The following is a 17,736-nucleotide window of genomic DNA, read 5'->3' on the forward strand; positions in this document are numbered from 1 at the left end:
GAGGATATCAGTTTTAATTTACTTAGTCGAAATACTATGAAAAGAATATTATTAATTTTAACCATAACAACACTTATTGGCTGCAAATCTGTAAATTCTCCAACTATCTCAGATGATAAAATAGAAGGAGTTGCTTCTTTTAAAGGTCAGCAGGTTACAGGATTAAGCATAAGTGATCAAGGAAGAATCTTTGTTAATTTTCCGCGATGGAGAAAAGCAGTGGTTAATTCAGTAGTAGAAATAGATAAAAATGGAATTTCTCATGCCTTTCCAGATAAAAATTGGAATTCCTGGGAAATCGGCCAAGCGCAGAAGGACCTAGTATTTATAGCGGTACAATCTGTAATTGCATCTGAAGATGAATTATATGTGCTGGATACCCGTAACCCGCTTTTTAAAGGCGTTTTGGATAACCCAAGAGTATTTGTATTCGATCTAGAAACTCAAATCCTTAAACGAACTTATATTTTCCAGGAGGATAGTTTCCATCAGGATTCCTATATAAATGATCTGCGAATAGATAAGAAAAAAGGAAAAGCTTATTTCACAGATTCCGGACATGCAGGATTGGTGGTCTTAGATCTGGTTGATGGCACGACCAAAAGAGTATTGGATAACCACTACTCTACCCTGGCAGAAAAGGATTATTTAATCATTAAAGGTAATAAGTGGAACAACACCGTACATTCTGATGGTATTGCGCTTGACTTGGAGAACGATCAGCTGTATTATCATTCCCTAACTGGATATAATCTATATGCTATCCCAACTGATGTGTTGATTAATGGCACCCAAGAAGATATTCAGAAAGAGGTGAAATTAATTAAGAAAACCCCTGCTCCAGATGGAATGCTCTTCGATTCAAAAGGTAATCTATATTTTGCAGATCTGGAAAATCAAAAAATAATGAAATTAAATATCTCCTCTGGAAAAATGAACACGTTTGCAGAAGGAGAAAAGATTAAATGGGCAGATACCTTCAGTATTTATAAAAATGCGCTCTATTATACCAATTCCCGAATTAATGAGATAAATGGCCCCATCACAGATATGGAGTTTAGTATCAATAAAATAATACTTAATTAGTTGAACCAACTAAATGATTCTAACATATAAAATTACCTCTCGCTTCAGATTTTAGCAAAGCTTTAATATGCAAGGTTAAAAAAAACCTAAACCTAATTTTAAAAATGAATGAACGTTCATTTTTATATATTTTTGCATCAGAATCATAAAGAAATATGAGCGCAGTTTCAAAAAGTCAGAAAAAAAGAGAAGCATTGGTAAGGGCTACCATAAAACTTGTAAATAACAATGGTTTTCATGCTGCCCCTATGTCTAGGATCGCTAAAATGGCAGAAGTTTCTCCTGGTACCATCTACCTCTATTTCGAAAATAAGCAGGACTTAGTGAATCAGGTTTATATTGAAGTAAAAGCTTCATTTACAAATTTTGCATTTAAAGATTATGAGGAACACTTATCTGTAGAAAAAGGTTTTGAAATGATTTGGAAGAACATTGCAGAATTCAAATTGAAAGATATGGAAGAAGCGATGTTTCTATCTCAATGCGATAATACTCCAATGATAGATGAAGCTAGCAGAAAAGAAGGTTTAAAACATTTGCAGCCATTATTGGATCTCTGGATACGTGGGCAGAATGAAGGGATTATTAAAAATGTTTCCCCTTATATGTTATATGCATTCAGCATCTACCCAATGGCTTTTTTAATGAATGTGCAACAGCGTGAGCTTTATGAATTATCATCTAAGCATATAGATGAAGCCTTTAAGATGGCATGGAATAGTATTAAAATTTAAATAAAATAAAATTATGAGCACGACTAAAACAATTAATTTAAAGCACAGACCAGCAGGAAAACCTGAGTTGACAGATTTTGACTTTACGACTTCTGAAGTTTCCGAATTACGAGAAGGAGAAGTTCTACTAAGATCTAAATATGTATCTGTAGATCCTTATTTGAGAGGAAGAATGAGCGATGCTCCATCTTATATACCCCCATTTGAATTAAACAAACCAATTGCATCCGGGATTGTTGCCGAAGTACTGGAATCTAAGAACAGTAATTTTAGTAAAGGAGATTATGTTTCTGGAATGTTAGAGTGGAAAGAAACTCAAGTAGCAAATGGCGAAGGTCTTTTAAAAATAGACCAAGACAAAGCTCCTCTTTCTGCTTATTTAGGGATTTTGGGAATGACAGGTCTAACCGCTTATTTAGGACTAACGGAAATTGGGAAACCTAAAAAGGGTGAAACCCTAATTGTATCTGGTGCTGCCGGTGCTGTAGGAAGTGTAGTTGGACAAATTGGGAAAATCCTTGGCCTACGAGTTGTGGGTATTGCCGGAACTGATGAAAAGGTAGAAATGCTGAAATCTGAATTCGGTTTTGATGAAGGTATTAATTACAACACTACCGAAAATATGACTGAAGCCATCGCAAAAGCATGTCCAGATGGTGTAGACGTATATTTTGACAATGTTGGGGGAGAGATCTCTGAGGCTGTTCTTTTTAATATTAATAAGTTCTCAAGAACCATTAATTGTGGTGCAATCTCTGTATATAATGATACCGAACTTCCAAAAAGCATTAGCGTGCAACCTTTTTTAATAAAGAAAAGTTCTTCTATGCAAGGATTCGTGGTCTTCGATTATGTAGATAAACATCCAGCAGGAATCAAACAATTATCAGAATGGTTAAATCAAGATAAGCTTAGTTATTCTGAAACTATTGTAGAAGGTTTTGACAATATACCCCAAGCATTTTTAGATCTTTTCGATGGAAAAAACAAAGGAAAAATGGTTGTTAAGATTTAACAATAAAGAATGGCATTACAAGTGAGTGCTCCTATTCTAATAATTAATAATAAAAATAGAACCTAAATGAAATTTAAACATATAATAGTACTGGCTTTAAGTTTAAGCACTTTAACAGCAAACAGCCAGAATAATAAAAATAACGATCAGCAGAATAAAGATCAAAAGAAGGTTTTGTTCGTTCTAACCTCTCATGACGAGTTGGGAGATACCGGCGAAAAAACGGGATTTTGGGTAGAAGAGTTTGCTGCACCCTATTATAATTTACTTGATAAGGGAGTTAAAATAACTATAGCTTCTCCTAAAGGAGGGAAAGCTCCTATAGATCCTAGAAGTAAAGCAGATGCAAGTCAAACTGAAGCTACCAAGCGTTATAATAATGATAAGGCAGCTCAGAACCTTATTAATACAACAGTGAAACTTGAAAGTATAAAAGCTGAAGATTTTGATGCCGTATTTTATCCGGGAGGTCATGGACCACTTTGGGATCTTGCTGAAAGTAAAACTTCCATCGCATTGATCGAGACTTTTAATGAGCAGAAAAAACCGGTCGCTTTTGTATGTCATGCTCCTGGAGTTTTGAAGGATGTGAAAAATGAAAAAGGTGAGCCCTTTGTAAAAGGAAAGAACGTTACAGGTTTTACAAATACTGAAGAAGAGGCGGTACAATTAACCAAGGTTGTTCCATTCTTAGTAGAAGATATTCTAAAGGAAAATGGAGGGATTTATACCAAGGCAGCTAATTGGAATGTACATGTAGTTAAGGATGGGAATTTAATTACCGGACAAAATCCGGCATCTTCTAATAAAGTAGCAGAAACCTTGTTCGAGTCACTTAAATAGATAGCACGCACTCATATTTTAAAGCCTGTAACTCTGGAGTTACAGGCTTTTTCTATTAGTATATAAATGAAAAATAGACATGTTAAAAAAGGAGGAACTTGTTGAATGAAAAACTCTCATTTCAAATAAGGCTATGTCCTTAAATACCATTTCTCTGCTGACAATAATGCTGAGCCATGATAAAAAAATTAAAATTACTTTAAAACATTTCTACATATCGGTAATTATAGATATATTAGCTGAATGAATATTAAAACAGCCACGGAAATAGGTAAATGTTTATCTAACCAAACCAGAGTTCAAATTATGGAATGGTTAAAAAAACCTGAAAAGAACTTTCCTCCACACGAATCATTGAAACACTTTAATGATGGGGTTTGTGTAACTTATATTCATGAAAAAGCAGGATTATCCCAGTCCACTATCTCCAGCTACTTAACTAATATGGAAAAATGTGGTCTTTTAATATTAACAAGACATGGAAAGTGGTCTTATCTAAAAAGGAATGAAAAAGTGATCAAAGAATATACTGACTTTATAACCTAATTCATAAAAAAAAAATTATAAAAACATATCGACATATTCCAATATAACAAACTATGAATACCTTAATAGATATTTTAGGATGGTCCGGTTCGGGGTTTATAATCCTTGGTTATGCCCTTACCCTTATCGAAAATAAAAAGTACTTGGAGTATGGAAAATATCTCAATCTATTCGGGGGACTTTTAATAGCAATAAACTGCTATTACTACAATGCAATCCCACCATTTGTAACTAATTTGTTATGGAGTATTATAGCCACCCTGACTATTTATAAGAATAGAAAAAAGAAAATTAATTGTAGCAAAACTCAATGTTTAACTTAAAAATAAATAGAATGAAAATTTTGATTATAGGAGGAAATGGAACTATTGGAAAAACAGTAGTTTCACATTTTAAAGAGAATAACGAAGTTATAATTGCAGGTCGGAGTAAAGGCGATGTAAATGTTGATATTTCCGACAGTAATTCGATAAAAACAATGTTTGAAAACACAGGGAAAGTAGATGCCATTATTTGCATAGCTGGAGAAGCGAAGTGGGACTTTTTCAACAAATTAACTGAGGAGGATTACTATATCGGATTGAAAAGTAAACTTATGGGGCAAGTAAACCTTGTACGGATTGGTCAAAATTACCTGAACCCAAATGGTTCTGTAACGCTTACCACTGGGGTTCTAGCTTATGATCCTGTTGTTCAAACCACAAGTGCAGCAATGGTTAATGGAGGAATTCATAGTTTCGTAAAAGCAGTTGCATTAGAATTAGAAAATGGGATTCGGGTGAATGTAGTTTCTTCTGATATGGTAGAGGATGCTTACGAAAAATATAAGGACATTTTTCCAGGTCACAATCCAGTGCCAATGTACAAAGTGATCAACGGATATGTACGAAGTGTAAAAGGGAAAGGAAACGGTGAAGTCATTAAAATATCCAATTAAAAGTATCCAATCTTCATAATAGCAATTCAAAAGAAATTGGATGAAAAACTATATTTTTGATCTTAATTAATAGACCACTTGGCAATTGGAATTAGTTATTATGTTGTTATCCAAAAAGGCTGTTATTCCAAACTAAAAGCAAGACCATTAATTGATCTTAAATATTAAGAAACATACTATAAATGAATTGGATTTTATTGATCGTCGCAGGACTATTTGAAGTGGCATTTGCTGCCTGCCTTGGAAAAGCCAAAGAAGCCACAGGAATTGAGACAACCTATTGGTACATTGGCTTTTTAGTATGTTTATCTATAAGTATGCTTTTGCTGGTTAAAGTCACCCAAGAATTACCAATAGGAACTGCGTATGCCGTATGGACGGGAATTGGCGCTGTTGGAACTGTATTAGTTGGCATCTTTATTTTTAAGGAGCCAGCTACCTTTTGGAGGTTATTTTTTCTAATGACCTTAATTGCATCTATAGTTGGTTTAAAGTTTGTCTCTAATTAATTATCGGCATTTTATTTCAGAATAAGTGTAATAATAATCTTTCTTATTCTGAAATAAAAAAGTGCTGTTTCAAAGCGTATTTAAATTTTACTAATAAATTAGGTACCATAGAAATTTGTTGTGATCTAGCTACTTATTAATTCTTATGTGAAATTTTCCTTAAGAAATATATCAAAATTTTTAAGCTCAAAGGGCACATCTGCATTTTTCTCCATATCATAAAAATGCATAGTTGATAATGGACTCATACCTACAAAAGCGTTCATTCTATGAAATCCATACATAGTTCCTTCATCCACACTTTTCTGATCAAAAAATTCATCTTCTAATTCAAAAGCTTGCCTTGGAGCATTCCAACTTGTTGTAAGTACATATTTTTTTCCTTTAAGCTCGCCTCCAGTGCCATAATTTATAGCAGGATTAATTCTACTTCTTCCATCACTATTATAAATCCCATTTTGATGACCTTCAGTAAAAACTTCATCTATATATTTTTTAAAACCATGAGGAAGTTGAAACCACCATATTGGAGTATGATAAATAACAATATCTGCCCACTTAAATTTTTCGACTTCTTCCTTTTTATCATAATCATTTCCCACCTGTGTGGTTTTAACAGAGTATGCATCTAAGGATTCAAAATATGATTTAGAATTTAAAAATAAGGTTTCATTAAATCTACCTGAAGAATGTGCAAATGGATGACTTCCATTAATTATAAATATGTTTGTCATAATAAAATTTTTAATTAAAGCACAAATTTATGTCACATATAACTATCATAAAAATAGTATAAGTTATACCTTTGCATCATAATTATAATACTATGGTCAATCTAGAATGGTATCGAAGTTTTAAAGCGATCTATGAAAACAAAACCTTAACCAAAGCTGCTGTTGTTCTTTATACTTCGCAACCGGGAGTTAGCTTACATTTAAATTCATTAGAAGCTTATATTGGTAAAAAGCTATTTGAAAGAACATCAAGGAGAATGGTTCCTACTGAAGATGGGAAACAATTATATGCCTATATTATTGACGCAATTGAAAAACTCGAAAATGCAGAGCAGCATTTCAAAAAAACTTCTAAGAAAAATATTCCGTCATTGAATATTGGAATGTGTACAGAAACCTTTCAAGCAATAGTAGAACCAGAAGTTCCCAGTTTACCATTTAATCTTATTGCAAAATTTGGTGATCATTCAGATTTAATAAAAGATCTTAATAATGGAATTCTAGATCTAGTTATAACTCCTAAACAAAAAGATCCAAAAAAAACTCAAATCCGCTATGAACCCTTCACAAAAGAAAAAATCATTCTTGTTGCTGGTAGTAAAACCAATCTAGATATCATTAATAAATATTTAAAATTTGAACAATGGAGCGATTTAGAAAAAATATTAAAGGATAATATTTGGTATAGTGCTTCAAATGAAATGGATCACTTTAGAGGGTTTTGGTTTGAAAATTTTAAAAAAAGACTGGACTTTAAACCCAATTACATTCTTCCTAGCATTAGTTCAATTATACGTTGTCTAAAAAATAACACAGGATTTGCAACAATTCCAGACTTTCTAGCCCAATCGGCTATAGACGCCGGAGAATTAAAACTAGTTTGGGAGGGTAAAGTTATAACAGAAAACACCTTATATTTTGCAACGAGAGATGATCTTAAACTTAAGAAAGAGATCGAGGTAATAAAAAATATCTTTAAAAATAAGATGTCATAAGAGAACAGAATTCTAGGATAAAATTCCTTGTTAAGAATATTAATTGAAAAGCGTTTTTACCAAAACCAAGGTGCAAATATCCCTACTCTACCTATTTGTATTATTAAGGCTAATCCTTGGCAGGAATAAAAAAATAGTTTTTTAATAATTTAATATCTTTGGAAATATTAAAACATTTAGATGTACAAAAATACTTTAAGTCCTGATCTTAATAATGATATAGAAAATATCGCCCAAATTGGTGCAATTCCCTCTATATTAAATGTTATCTGTAGGACTACGGGAATGAAATTTTCTGCTATTGCCAGAGTTACAGAAGATAAATGGATCACTTGTATGTCTCAAGATGAGATTAATTTTGGACTTAATACTGGCGATGAACTAGTACTAGAAACTACGATCTGTAACGAAATAAGACAGCATCATAGTCCGGTAATTATTGAAAATGCAGTTGAGAGTGAAATTTTTTGCAATCATCCTACACCTGCTCATTATGGGTTTAAGAGTTATATTTCCTATCCTATTTTTAGAAAAGATGGTAGATTTTTTGGAACTCTCTGCGCCATAGACCCAGAACCTGCGAAATTAGAAAATCAGGAAACAAAAGAGCTGTTCGAATTATATACGCAACTTATTTCTTTTCACTTAGATGCCATCGAGGAAATTAAAGAGCTGAGTTCCAATTTAAAGGAAGAAAGACAAATTGCAGAGTTAAGAGAAACTTTTATAGCAATATTAGGGCATGATCTAAGAAATCCTGTTGGAACAACTAGAATGTGTGCCGATATACTATTGCAATTAGAATTACCAGAATTAGCAAAACGTCAAGCTCGAACAATTAAAGCAACTTCTTATAGAATGCAAGGTTTGATAGACAATTTATTAGATTTTGCAAAAGGACATTTAGGAGATGGAATTATATTAGAATTATCTGAGGACAACAAAGCTTTGAAAAAAGCCTTAAATCAAGTGATCACTGAGATTAGAACTATAGATCCAGATCGAATAATTCAACTTAACATAAATCTTAAAGATTCTGTGATTTGTGACCATAATAGAATATGCCAGCTATATTCAAACTTATTAGGTAACGCAATTAAACATGGCACTTCTAATAAGCCTATAATTACAGAAGTATCATCAATAAATGGACAATTCAATTTAATGGTTTCCAATTCTGGAGATAGAATTCCAGAAGATAAAATGATAAGTTTATTTAAACCATTCTTCACCACTAACTCTGCTAATAATAAATCTGGATTAGGTTTAGGTTTGTACATCTCTTCGGAAATAGCAAAAGCTCATGGTGGAAATATGAATGTGAAATCTATTGAAGATAATACAAAGTTCACCTTTAGCATGCCTAATAAAAAAGTGGTTAGTATTGTTTAAATTAATAAAGGTTAAATCAGGATTTTACCCGAGTAATCTTCCTGATAATTTTCATTGGATCTAGCAATAGCAAATGCCTGTTTAAGTAATTTATTACAGACTGCTATCAAAGCCAATTTTTTACTTTTCCCCTTAGCTACAATTCGTAAATACAATTCTTTACATGGTTTATTATGCTTGCATGCGGAGAAACTACATAAAAACAATAAATTCCTAAGCTTTGGATTACCTAACTTACTAATCCTGCTTCTTCCCTTAATACTACTCCCCGATTGTCGGATGGTTGGTGTAATTCCAGCATAACTACATAATTGTCGTGAGTTTTCAAAACTTGTAAATCCATCTGTGAGCACAATTAATAGCATAGCAGTTTTTATACCAATACCTGGAATGCTCATTAACTGTGACAATTGCTTATTATGAATTTCATTAACTAATATTTCCAATTGATCTTGAAGTAATTTTATTTCTATATTTAATATGTTTAAAGTTCTTTTAAGTGAAATTTCTACTTCTTCTGATGGACTCCCTAAGCTTTTCTCCCCCTGAATTTTGTTTTTTATTGCCGTTCGTTGCTTTACATAAAAATCCTGTAAGCTTAATAATTGAAGGCATTTTGCTTGAATGCTACTTCGCCCTGTATATATAGGTACTCTATTTATTTGAGCATATTCATAAATAGCTTTTGCATCACTTTTATCGGTTTTTACTTTAGAAAGCTTCATCTGAATAAACCGCTTTATTGACAGTGGATTTACAACTGAAACTTTAAAATTATTTTCATATAAAAATTGAGCAAGACAATAATGATAACAACCTGTAGCTTCCATGACCACTAAGCTGTTTTCATTGAGATTTTCTGCAAAATCTTGAAACCCATTTTTATTATTGCCGAATTTAAAATGACGGTAATTTTGGTCAACAACATCAAAAAAGGCCTTGCTAATATCTACTCCATAAATTTCAACTCTGTCATCCATAATTTTAATTTTAAAAATTAGTTTTCAGTTTAAATAAGATTATAGGTCTAAGAACGTTTTGTTTAAAAAGTTTTCGGGATAAAAGAATTTAAAAGAAGTGATTATCAATGTTGACGGAATCTAGAGTTCCTACGGTTATTTCAATATTTAGTCTGCTTTTAAATCTTTCTTTTAATCCCGAAGATCTGGTAAAAGTTTATTTAAATTAAAATTTAACAAGATAAGTGATTATCAATGTTGACGAAATCCAATGTTTCTACGGTTAACTAAATCTTCTTCTTATCCTATATCAATTTTAACTAATTTAAAAGTTAGAAAAATTTACTAGAATATTATTATACTAAATAAAGTGACATTCAAAAAACTATCCATATCAATTAGCCGTTAGATTAATTATATGTAGTTAAATAAATTTGCCTAGACTTAAAGTTGTTGCAACTTTGGTTCGAAAATTGAAAATTTGCTGATAGTCCTTAAATATTATATTATGAAAAAATTCCTAATTACATCCCTTTTCACTCTTCTAGGTCTTAGTAGTCTCTTTGCACAAGATTGGCAAACCGATTTTTCTAAAGCTAAAGAAATAGCTAAAAATGAAAAAAAACCTATTGTTTTGGTTTTTCAAGGATCAGACTGGTGCGGACCATGTATTAAACTCGATCGTGAAGTATGGAGCACTGCAGAATTTAAGGAATATTCCGAAAAGCATTTCGTGATGCTAAAAGCAGATTTTCCAAAACGAAGTAAAAATTCCTTGTCAAAAGAACAACAAGAGAAAAATAACGCTCTGGCAGAAAAGTATAATAAAAGGGGTTACTTCCCATTCGTTGTTGTATTGAATGCCAATGGTGATGTAAAAGGTTCTACAGGTTACAAAAATATGGAACCAGTACAATTTGAAAAATTATTATCCTCTTATAACTAATTATTTTGAATAGACTTCCTCTTCTATTTATAATTCTCTTCTTCACCCTTTCCAGCTTTGGGCAACAAGCCTATAAACGGACCCAAAACTTATGGGAAGTCGTTTTGAAATTACTGTGATCGCAAACGATGCTGAAAAAGGGGAACAATATATAGATCTTGCGGTAGGCGAAATATCCAGAATAGAAAAATTGATCTCTTCTTGGGATCCTGCTTCTCAAACTTCTGAAATAAATAGAAATGCTGGAATTAAGGCAGTAAAAGTAGATCAAGAATTATTCGATTTAATTAAGAGATCCATTGAGATCTCTAAATTATCTGATGGTGCTTTCGATATTAGTTACGCGTCTATGGATAAGATATGGAAATTTGACGGGAGCATGACAAATATGCCTGATGAAAATGATATCATAAATTCAGTATCTAAAGTTGGCTATCAAAATATCATTTTAGATAAATATAACACCAGTGTATTCCTTAAGTTATCAGGTATGAAAATTGGCTTTGGTGCAATTGGTAAGGGATATGCCGCAGATAAAGCAAAATCTTTACTTGTAGAAAAAGGGGTTGTTTCTGGAATTATAAATGCCTCCGGAGACATGAATACCTGGGGATTTCAACCGGATGGAAAAGAATGGAAAGTTGCCATCACCAATCCAATGAATAAAAATAAAGCTTTTGCATTAATGCCTGTTACAAATTCTGCTGTAGTTACTTCTGGTAATTACGAGAAATTTGTAACATTTAATGGTAAGCAATATTCGCATATTATTGACCCCAGAACGGGATATCCTACTACTGGAATTATAAGTGTAACTGTGTTTGCTCCCAAAGCGGAACTAGCAGATGCGCTTGCAACTTCTATTTTTGTAATGGGTATTGAGGTTGGATTGAATAGAATGAATCAATTACCAAAAATAGAATGTATTATTATAGATGATAAAGGAGCTATTCATACTACGCAACATTCCTTTATCAAAATGACGAACATCTGATATTCAGATTTTAGTTGAGAAAAATTAATATTAGCTCCTAACTTCATCTACAGAAATATAGCTTACTTGGGAAGAAGAACCTTCCTGAGAATCTCTAATTTCAACTTTATTAGTCTCATAATCGGCATTAGTTTCACTTCTAGATTTCATCCAACTAATAATCACTAAAGAAGCTACTACTGCAACTGCGATAATTCTAAGTAATTGATTTTTCATATTTGCTGATTTATGGTTCATAAAATAGCCAATCAAACAAAAATAGGTAGGTGTAATCTGGTAATTTAGAGTAAATTCGAGGACTTTCAGCTACTTAATATAATTGTTAATAGCTGATTATCAAATATATAAAAAATATTTAGGGTTCACAACCTATCATTTAGGCTATGTGCAAGTTATTGCGAATTGTGAATAAGTTACAGAATCTGTAAGCTTCAAATTCTGTGTTGCAAGACAGAATTAGTTTTTAAAAACCGGGTTTTTCAATTATAGTAGGCCTTATTACAAGACCATTAGATTACTATAACCAATAAGTACAAATATTATATTTCTGCTAATAAGTGAAGTTATTAACAAATTTTGAATGAAAATTTCATACATACAAACTTATAAGGATATAATTTAGGTTTATTTAATAATAAATCAATCAATAATGTGAGTTCAAGCTTTGTTTACTGTATACCCTCGAACTCAATAATTTGGTTGTACTTTTGCCGAAATTAAAAAGCTGTTTGGATTATCTTCAGCTTCTACAAAATATAAGCGCATGCCATTCAAAAAATTAAATACACCTTTAAAAGAAGCTCTTGAACGTCTTGGTATAGAAGTACCTACTCCATTTCAGAAAAAAAGCATAGCAAAAATAAAAAGTGGTGCAAATTTTTATGGAATCGCTCCTGAAGGTGCTGGTAAAACTACTGCCATGATTATAAGTACCATTCAGAAACTTAATTCAGAAGCATATATGGATGCTCCTAGAGCATTGATATATGTAAAGGATAAAGAATCGGCTTTAGAATTAGAGCTCAAATTTAAGGAGTTCACTAGATATATGGATCTTAGGGTTTATTGTGCTTATGATGAACAAAATATAGATCATCAAAAAGATGATATTTATGCCGGAGTAGATATTGTAATTGCAACACCAAGTAGAATTAATAAGCTCTTTTCTATCACAGGTATTCATTTAGGAGAGCTACAACTGCTTATCCTTGAAGATGCACATGATCTGCTTAAAAGAACAGCAAACAACGCTATTTATAGAATCTATCAAAGTATCACTAAATGTCAATATCTTGTATTTACAGAAACTATGAGTCCGAAAGTTGAAAAATTAGAAGAAACATTGATGACGAATGCCATAAAAGTTACGGTAAAAGAAGCATCTGAATAGTTCTTAAATCACATCTCTAGACTCTAAATTTTTTGACAAAAATAACTGAGTGATCATTACCTAATTTATTGTTCTTAATATTGTGATGTTCTGTATTTTAAATTAATTTTTTCCTTTCCTTCATTTTAACAATTCCTGAAAAAACTAAACTCGAGTTTTCTTATTAGTATTTTTTTAAGGTTTTTAATAAATTATTAAAAAATATCATGCTTTTTGTAAGCCAAGAATAGTTTTTCGTCGTATATCTTGTTATAAAATCAATCCCTCATGTATTATTGCATGAGGGATTAGATAAACCCATTTTAATATATAACAAGAACAAAATATGAAGCATTCTTATTCTCTATTTTTACTATTAGTGATTCTTATATTGAATTCCTGCGATAAAAAACAAGCTATTAATATAGCTGGCAGCACTACAGTACTTCCAATTATATCTATTGCGGCAGAAGAATTTAGAAAAACCAATCCTGACATTGGCATTATTGTGAATGAAGGCGGTTCTGGAGTTGGAGTAAATCAATTAGGAGAAGGAAAAATAAATATTGGGCTGGTCTCTAGAGATATTACTCAAGAGGAAATTAAAGCATATCCTAATGTAACGTTCAATACGATCTCTATAGGAAAGGACGCTGTAGTTCCTGTGGTATCTTCAGAAATATATAATTCTGGAATAACAACTCTAACCTTAGAAAATATTGCTAAAATATATCGTGGAGAGATTAAAAATTGGAAAGATTTAAATGGACCAGATAAAGAGATTCTTGTAGTAGACAAGGAAGCTTCCCGGGGAACCAGACATGTTTTTATGGAAATTATTCTAGGAGATAAAGAAGCAATTGCATCTGGTGCAGACCTAGTTCTTGGTTCTAATAATGAAGAACAAACTGCAATTGTGCAAAGTGATGCAGCTATAGGAATGCTCTCCAATGCGTGGCTGAATGAAGACGTTAAAGGACTTAATATTAAAATGTTGGACGGGACTGTGATAGAACCAACTTTAGAAAATATAATCAATAACAAATTTCCTATAAATAGAGATCTTTTAATTGTAACCAATGCTGAACCTACAGGAGAAGTTAAAAAATTTATTGAGTATCTTTTGAGTTCTGAAGGACAAATAATAGTGGAAGAAGCAGGTTATGTTGGGATCAACCAATAATATTGGCAAATATTATGTTTACGGAAGCACTTTAATTAGTGCTTTTATTGTTTTTTTAATTTTCTCAATCCTTCTTGTAAATAGTTGGGAGGCAGTAACTACAATTGGCTTAGATCTTTTCAATCTCAATTGGAATCCAGCAACTAGAGAATTTGGAATTTGGTCTATGCTATTTGGAACTTTAGTCGTGACCTTTATCGCGCTTCTTATAGCGGTACCTTTGGGAGTTGCCACTGCCATTTTTACTAGTGAAATATTGCCATCTACATATAGAATTGTGGTTAAATCACTATTAGAACTTTTAGCCGGGATTCCGTCTATCATCTTTGGATTAATAGGAATCGCATTTTTCAGCATTTGGATCCAAAATATTTTTGACTTACAATCTGGCCGAACTATTTTAACTGCGGGAATCTTATTATCTATAATGATACTTCCAACCATTATTACACTAACAGATGATGCTTTTAATAATATCCCCAGTAAATACAGGGAAACGGCCAAAGGACTTGGATTATACAAATACGAAATAATTAAAGAAGTCTTACTTCCTATAGCTAAACCAGATCTTAAAGGAGCTATACTTTTAGCTTTTGGAAGAGCTCTAGGAGAAACAATGGCCGTTATGCTTGTTATTGGAAGTATAGACAAAATCCCCGATCCAATATATAACTGGCTATCTCCAGGACAAACAATTACCTCTAAATTAGGAAGAGAGATCGCAGAGACCTCCTTTGGATCTGTACATTTTAGCGCCATGATCTTTATGGGCTTATTGTTATTTATTATAGTACTAATTCTTACTATTATATCTCAAAATTCTTTAAAATCTAACGGGAGATTATATGAATAGGAACATGAAAAATAGATTGTTTTATATCTCTATTGGTTTAGCGGTAACAATATGCAGCCTGATTCTGCTATTTCTATTCGGAATTATTATATGGAATGGTTTACCTGCAATTTCTTTAGATTTTCTAACTAATTCTTCAACCAATTTTGGAGCAGACGGAGGTATCGTATATCAAATCTTCGGGAGTATACTTCTAATTTTATTTGCAGCGCTAATTTGTTTACCAATTGCATTAGGAACCGCTATATATAAAAGTGAATATTTAAAGAATGAAATACTACATAAGATCCTTAATACGCTCATCTATAGCTTAAATGGTATTCCATCTATAATATTCGGTATTTTTGGGTTAATATTTTTTGTGAATCTATTAAACATGGGTATTTCATGGATCGTGGGTTCCATTATATTATCTATAATGATCCTTCCAACTGTAACTCTTTCCACCTATCAAGCTATAAATAGTATTCCTACAGTTTATAGGGAAAGTTCTTCAGCTCTCGGTCTCAATAAATGGCAGGTAATAGTACAGGTGCTCTTACCACAAGGCTTTCACGGTGCAGTCACAGGATTATTAATTGGAATTGCACGTGCAATTGGGGAAACCGCTCCTATTATGTTCATAGCAACAGCATTTTCAGGGGTAGAATTACCGAGTTCGTTTTTAGAGCCAGTTTCAACATTACCTACTCATATTTTGGCGCTTGCACAACAAGCTACTAATCCCGTAGCACTACAAAATGCATGGGGAGCTAGTTTAGTTTTAGTAATGCTTGTAATAATTTTCAGTATATCAGCACTTTTCATTAGATTAAGACATCAATCCATATCAAAAAGCTAATGGCAGAAAAAGCATTAAAACCTATGTTATCTGTAGTTGAAAAAACTCAAGATAAAATCATTCAGATTAAAGATCTTCAAATATGGATCAATGAAAGTCGTATTTTAAACAATATAACTCTATCAATTCCAAAAAATGAGATCACTTGCATTATTGGACCTTCTGGAAGTGGTAAATCCACATTAATAAGAAGTATAAACAGAATAAATGATGAAGTTCCCGGTATAAGTACACAAGGTGAGATCATTTTCAATGGACTTTCCATAAATAATAAAAATATAGATTTAGCACAACTCCGTACACAAATTGGTATGGTATTTCAAAAACCCTGTGTTTTCCCGAAATCTATAAAGGAAAATGTACTCTTTGGAATTCCACATCTTAAAAAAATTAGCAAACTTGAAAAATTTCAAATTGCTGAAGAAAATTTAAAAGCTGTTTCTCTATGGAAGGAGGTTGCACATAGATTACATGATAAAGCAATTTCCCTTTCCCTAGGTCAACAACAACGCTTGTGTATCGCTAGAACATTAGCTATAAAGCCAGAAGTTATATTATTAGATGAACCTACTTCTTCACTAGATCCAATATCTGCACGAGCTATTGAAGATATGATGGTAAGGCTGAAAAAGAAGTATACAATTATATTTGTTACTCATAATCTTCAGCAAGCTAAAAGGATCGCAGATAATTTAGTGTTTATTTGTGATGGAAAATTGATAGAACAAGGGCCAGCATCTAAAATGCTTTCTTGTCCTTCCAATCCGGAAACCAAAGCCTATGTAACAGATGAATATTGTGAATGCTAAAAACTTTATTATGAATATTTTTAAAAATGAAATTCATTTAGAGAATGATATGGTTATATTAAGACCCCTTCAAAAGAAAGACATTTCACTTTTAGAAGAATTTGCTTTAAATGAACCAGAACTATGGAAATATTCATTAACGCCTGCTGATGGTTTAGAGAATCTAAAGAACTATATTAATGTGGCATTGGGTGATAAAGAATTACAAACCTCATATCCTTTCATAGTATTAGATAAACGCACTAACAAAATTGCTGGATCAACTCGATTTTACGACTATAGAAAAACACATAGCACCATCCAATTGGGCTATACTTGGTATGGAAAAGAATTTCAAGGTACTGGATTAAATAAGAATTGTAAATTTTTACTACTGGAGTATGTGTTTGAAAAAATGAAGTTAGAGCGTGTAGAATTTAGAGCAGATGCTACAAATGTTAAAAGTATAGCCGCGATGAAGAGTATTGGCTGTCAAGAGGAAGGAATTCTCCGTAGTAATTGTGCAGCACCAGGCGGGCGAAGAGATAGTATAATATTAAGTATTATAAAGGATGAGTGGTTTAAAACAGTAAAAGCTGCACTCAGAGAAAAATGTAGCATTCATTAATCTGTGCCAATCGCATAATTTCACTCCTATAAATAAAAATTCGTTTTAATTTCTCCTTTTCATATTTTTTTAGTCGTCCCCCTACGGCTATCGCCTTGTGCCGGGCTTTGTGCGCTACAGGGTAGCTTGCTCCAATCCCTGGCCGGGTTCCATAAAGATTCAGCATCTATTGTTTAAGGACACATTTCTTAGGATCTCTCAGCAGCAATCTCCATTTTAATACCAAACTACCAAACACAAAAAAACCCCTCCATCGTTAGATGAAAGGGTTTTAGTTGAGAATATTATAAACAAAAAAAGCACCTATCTCACGATAAGTGCTTTTCAAAAAAAAGGCGACGACATACTCTCCCACAATACAGCAGTACCATCTGCGCTAACGGG

19 protein-coding genes and 1 pseudogene are annotated in these 17,736 nt (G+C 32.4%); 17 read left to right on the forward strand and 3 right to left on the reverse strand.

The window, feature by feature from the left end; genetic code table 11:
• The first annotated feature begins 36 nt into the window (after positions 1-36).
• The 7 genes from BC962_RS15200 (at position 37) to BC962_RS15235 (ending at position 5,670) form a co-directional block, all read left to right on the forward strand.
• Entirely contained in the window at positions 37-1,086 is a 1,050-nt protein-coding gene (locus BC962_RS15200; protein ID WP_121346883.1) for an L-dopachrome tautomerase-related protein, read from the forward strand.
• 155 nt (positions 1,087-1,241) lie between these two features.
• Positions 1,242-1,820 (forward strand): TetR/AcrR family transcriptional regulator, encoded by a 579-nt coding sequence (locus BC962_RS15205; protein WP_121346884.1) that lies wholly within the window; start codon positions 1,242-1,244, stop codon positions 1,818-1,820.
• 13 nt (positions 1,821-1,833) lie between these two features.
• Positions 1,834-2,835 (forward strand): NADP-dependent oxidoreductase, encoded by a 1,002-nt coding sequence (locus BC962_RS15210; protein WP_121346885.1) that lies wholly within the window; start codon positions 1,834-1,836, stop codon positions 2,833-2,835.
• Positions 2,836-2,901: 66 nt separating this feature from the next.
• Positions 2,902-3,678: a type 1 glutamine amidotransferase domain-containing protein gene (locus BC962_RS15215; protein ID WP_121346886.1), complete on the forward strand. Its 777-nt coding sequence runs from the start codon at positions 2,902-2,904 to the stop codon at positions 3,676-3,678.
• A gap of 243 nt (positions 3,679-3,921) precedes the next feature.
• Positions 3,922-4,224, forward strand: a complete 303-nt coding sequence (locus BC962_RS15220) for an ArsR/SmtB family transcription factor (RefSeq protein WP_121346887.1) — start codon at positions 3,922-3,924, stop codon at positions 4,222-4,224.
• 334 nt (positions 4,225-4,558) lie between these two features.
• Positions 4,559-5,161 (forward strand): short chain dehydrogenase, encoded by a 603-nt coding sequence (locus tag BC962_RS15230; protein WP_121346905.1) that lies wholly within the window; start codon positions 4,559-4,561, stop codon positions 5,159-5,161.
• Positions 5,162-5,343: 182 nt separating this feature from the next.
• A complete protein-coding gene (locus BC962_RS15235) occupies positions 5,344-5,670 on the forward strand; it encodes a DMT family transporter (protein ID WP_121346889.1) in 327 nt (108 codons plus the stop codon).
• 143 nt (positions 5,671-5,813) lie between these two features.
• Here BC962_RS15235 and BC962_RS15240 read toward each other — a convergent pair whose 3' ends face one another.
• Positions 5,814-6,404, reverse strand: coding sequence for an NAD(P)H-dependent oxidoreductase (locus BC962_RS15240; RefSeq protein ID WP_121346890.1), 591 nt, complete (start codon positions 6,402-6,404; stop codon positions 5,814-5,816).
• A 92-nt stretch (positions 6,405-6,496) separates the two neighbouring features.
• Between BC962_RS15240 and BC962_RS15245 the strand changes: the two genes are divergently transcribed.
• Positions 6,497-7,399 (forward strand): LysR family transcriptional regulator, encoded by a 903-nt coding sequence (locus BC962_RS15245; protein ID WP_121346891.1) that lies wholly within the window; start codon positions 6,497-6,499, stop codon positions 7,397-7,399.
• 180 nt (positions 7,400-7,579) lie between these two features.
• On the forward strand, positions 7,580-8,791 hold the full coding sequence (locus tag BC962_RS15250) for a GAF domain-containing sensor histidine kinase (protein ID WP_121346892.1): 1,212 nt from the start codon (positions 7,580-7,582) through the stop codon (positions 8,789-8,791).
• 11 nt (positions 8,792-8,802) lie between these two features.
• Here BC962_RS15250 and BC962_RS15255 read toward each other — a convergent pair whose 3' ends face one another.
• Complete coding sequence (locus BC962_RS15255; RefSeq protein WP_121346893.1) at positions 8,803-9,771, reverse strand: IS110 family RNA-guided transposase; 969 nt, start codon at positions 9,769-9,771, stop codon at positions 8,803-8,805.
• A 487-nt stretch (positions 9,772-10,258) separates the two neighbouring features.
• Here BC962_RS15255 and BC962_RS15260 point away from each other — a divergent pair, with 487 nt between their 5' ends.
• Positions 10,259-10,696, forward strand: a complete 438-nt coding sequence (locus BC962_RS15260; protein ID WP_121346894.1) for a thioredoxin family protein — start codon at positions 10,259-10,261, stop codon at positions 10,694-10,696.
• Positions 10,697-10,701: 5 nt separating this feature from the next.
• Positions 10,702-11,690: pseudogene (locus BC962_RS15265) on the forward strand (FAD:protein FMN transferase).
• Positions 11,691-11,720: 30 nt separating this feature from the next.
• On the opposite strand, the gene BC962_RS15270 reads toward BC962_RS15265, so the two are convergent.
• Complete coding sequence (locus BC962_RS15270; RefSeq protein WP_147405664.1) at positions 11,721-11,906, reverse strand: hypothetical protein; 186 nt, start codon at positions 11,904-11,906, stop codon at positions 11,721-11,723.
• A gap of 547 nt (positions 11,907-12,453) precedes the next feature.
• On the opposite strand from BC962_RS15270, the gene BC962_RS15275 reads away from it, so the two are divergent.
• From BC962_RS15275 to BC962_RS15300, 6 genes are all read left to right on the forward strand, one after another.
• Positions 12,454-13,080, forward strand: a complete 627-nt coding sequence (locus BC962_RS15275; RefSeq protein ID WP_121346897.1) for a DEAD/DEAH box helicase — start codon at positions 12,454-12,456, stop codon at positions 13,078-13,080.
• Positions 13,081-13,405: 325 nt separating this feature from the next.
• Positions 13,406-14,242, forward strand: coding sequence for a phosphate ABC transporter substrate-binding protein (locus BC962_RS15280; protein WP_121346898.1), 837 nt, complete (start codon positions 13,406-13,408; stop codon positions 14,240-14,242).
• Positions 14,223-15,095 carry a phosphate ABC transporter permease subunit PstC gene (gene pstC, locus BC962_RS15285; RefSeq protein ID WP_121346899.1) on the forward strand — a complete coding sequence of 291 codons (873 nt, stop codon included), beginning with the start codon at positions 14,223-14,225 and terminating at the stop codon, positions 15,093-15,095. The genes BC962_RS15280 and pstC overlap by 20 nt, the downstream gene beginning before the upstream one ends.
• 4 nt (positions 15,096-15,099) lie before the next feature.
• Positions 15,100-15,936: a phosphate ABC transporter permease PstA gene (gene pstA / locus BC962_RS15290; protein WP_245984242.1), complete on the forward strand. Its 837-nt coding sequence runs from the start codon at positions 15,100-15,102 to the stop codon at positions 15,934-15,936.
• Positions 15,936-16,745, forward strand: a complete 810-nt coding sequence (locus tag BC962_RS15295; protein ID WP_220660188.1) for a phosphate ABC transporter ATP-binding protein — start codon at positions 15,936-15,938, stop codon at positions 16,743-16,745. Before pstA ends, BC962_RS15295 begins: the two co-directional genes overlap by 1 nt.
• Positions 16,746-16,755: 10 nt before the next feature.
• A complete protein-coding gene (locus BC962_RS15300; RefSeq protein WP_121346907.1) occupies positions 16,756-17,352 on the forward strand; it encodes a GNAT family N-acetyltransferase in 597 nt (198 codons plus the stop codon).
• Positions 17,353-17,736: the final 384 nt, after the last annotated feature.

Origin of the sequence: Gillisia mitskevichiae (assembly GCF_003634585.1) — a bacterium.
GTDB lineage: Bacteria > Bacteroidota > Bacteroidia > Flavobacteriales > Flavobacteriaceae > Gillisia > Gillisia mitskevichiae.

Excerpts from the sequence above, each read along its gene's own strand:
- BC962_RS15200 (WP_121346883.1), top strand. The coding sequence starts at position 37 with ATGAAAAGAATATTATTAATTTTAACCATAACAACACTTATTGGCTGC.
- BC962_RS15205 (WP_121346884.1), top strand. The coding sequence starts at position 1,242 with ATGAGCGCAGTTTCAAAAAGTCAGAAAAAAAGAGAAGCATTGGTAAGG.
- BC962_RS15210 (WP_121346885.1), top strand. The coding sequence starts at position 1,834 with ATGAGCACGACTAAAACAATTAATTTAAAGCACAGACCAGCAGGAAAA.
- BC962_RS15215 (WP_121346886.1), top strand. The coding sequence starts at position 2,902 with ATGAAATTTAAACATATAATAGTACTGGCTTTAAGTTTAAGCACTTTA.
- BC962_RS15220 (WP_121346887.1), top strand. The coding sequence starts at position 3,922 with ATGAATATTAAAACAGCCACGGAAATAGGTAAATGTTTATCTAACCAA.
- BC962_RS15230 (WP_121346905.1), top strand. The coding sequence starts at position 4,559 with ATGAAAATTTTGATTATAGGAGGAAATGGAACTATTGGAAAAACAGTA.
- BC962_RS15235 (WP_121346889.1), top strand. The coding sequence starts at position 5,344 with ATGAATTGGATTTTATTGATCGTCGCAGGACTATTTGAAGTGGCATTT.
- BC962_RS15240 (WP_121346890.1), bottom strand. The coding sequence starts at position 6,404 with ATGACAAACATATTTATAATTAATGGAAGTCATCCATTTGCACATTCT.
- BC962_RS15245 (WP_121346891.1), top strand. The coding sequence starts at position 6,497 with ATGGTCAATCTAGAATGGTATCGAAGTTTTAAAGCGATCTATGAAAAC.
- BC962_RS15250 (WP_121346892.1), top strand. The coding sequence starts at position 7,580 with ATGTACAAAAATACTTTAAGTCCTGATCTTAATAATGATATAGAAAAT.
- BC962_RS15255 (WP_121346893.1), bottom strand. The coding sequence starts at position 9,771 with ATGGATGACAGAGTTGAAATTTATGGAGTAGATATTAGCAAGGCCTTT.
- BC962_RS15260 (WP_121346894.1), top strand. The coding sequence starts at position 10,259 with ATGAAAAAATTCCTAATTACATCCCTTTTCACTCTTCTAGGTCTTAGT.
- BC962_RS15270 (WP_147405664.1), bottom strand. The coding sequence starts at position 11,906 with ATGAAAAATCAATTACTTAGAATTATCGCAGTTGCAGTAGTAGCTTCT.
- BC962_RS15275 (WP_121346897.1), top strand. The coding sequence starts at position 12,454 with ATGCCATTCAAAAAATTAAATACACCTTTAAAAGAAGCTCTTGAACGT.
- BC962_RS15280 (WP_121346898.1), top strand. The coding sequence starts at position 13,406 with ATGAAGCATTCTTATTCTCTATTTTTACTATTAGTGATTCTTATATTG.
- pstC (WP_121346899.1), top strand. The coding sequence starts at position 14,223 with ATGTTGGGATCAACCAATAATATTGGCAAATATTATGTTTACGGAAGC.
- pstA (WP_245984242.1), top strand. The coding sequence starts at position 15,100 with ATGAAAAATAGATTGTTTTATATCTCTATTGGTTTAGCGGTAACAATA.
- BC962_RS15295 (WP_220660188.1), top strand. The coding sequence starts at position 15,936 with ATGGCAGAAAAAGCATTAAAACCTATGTTATCTGTAGTTGAAAAAACT.
- BC962_RS15300 (WP_121346907.1), top strand. The coding sequence starts at position 16,756 with ATGAATATTTTTAAAAATGAAATTCATTTAGAGAATGATATGGTTATA.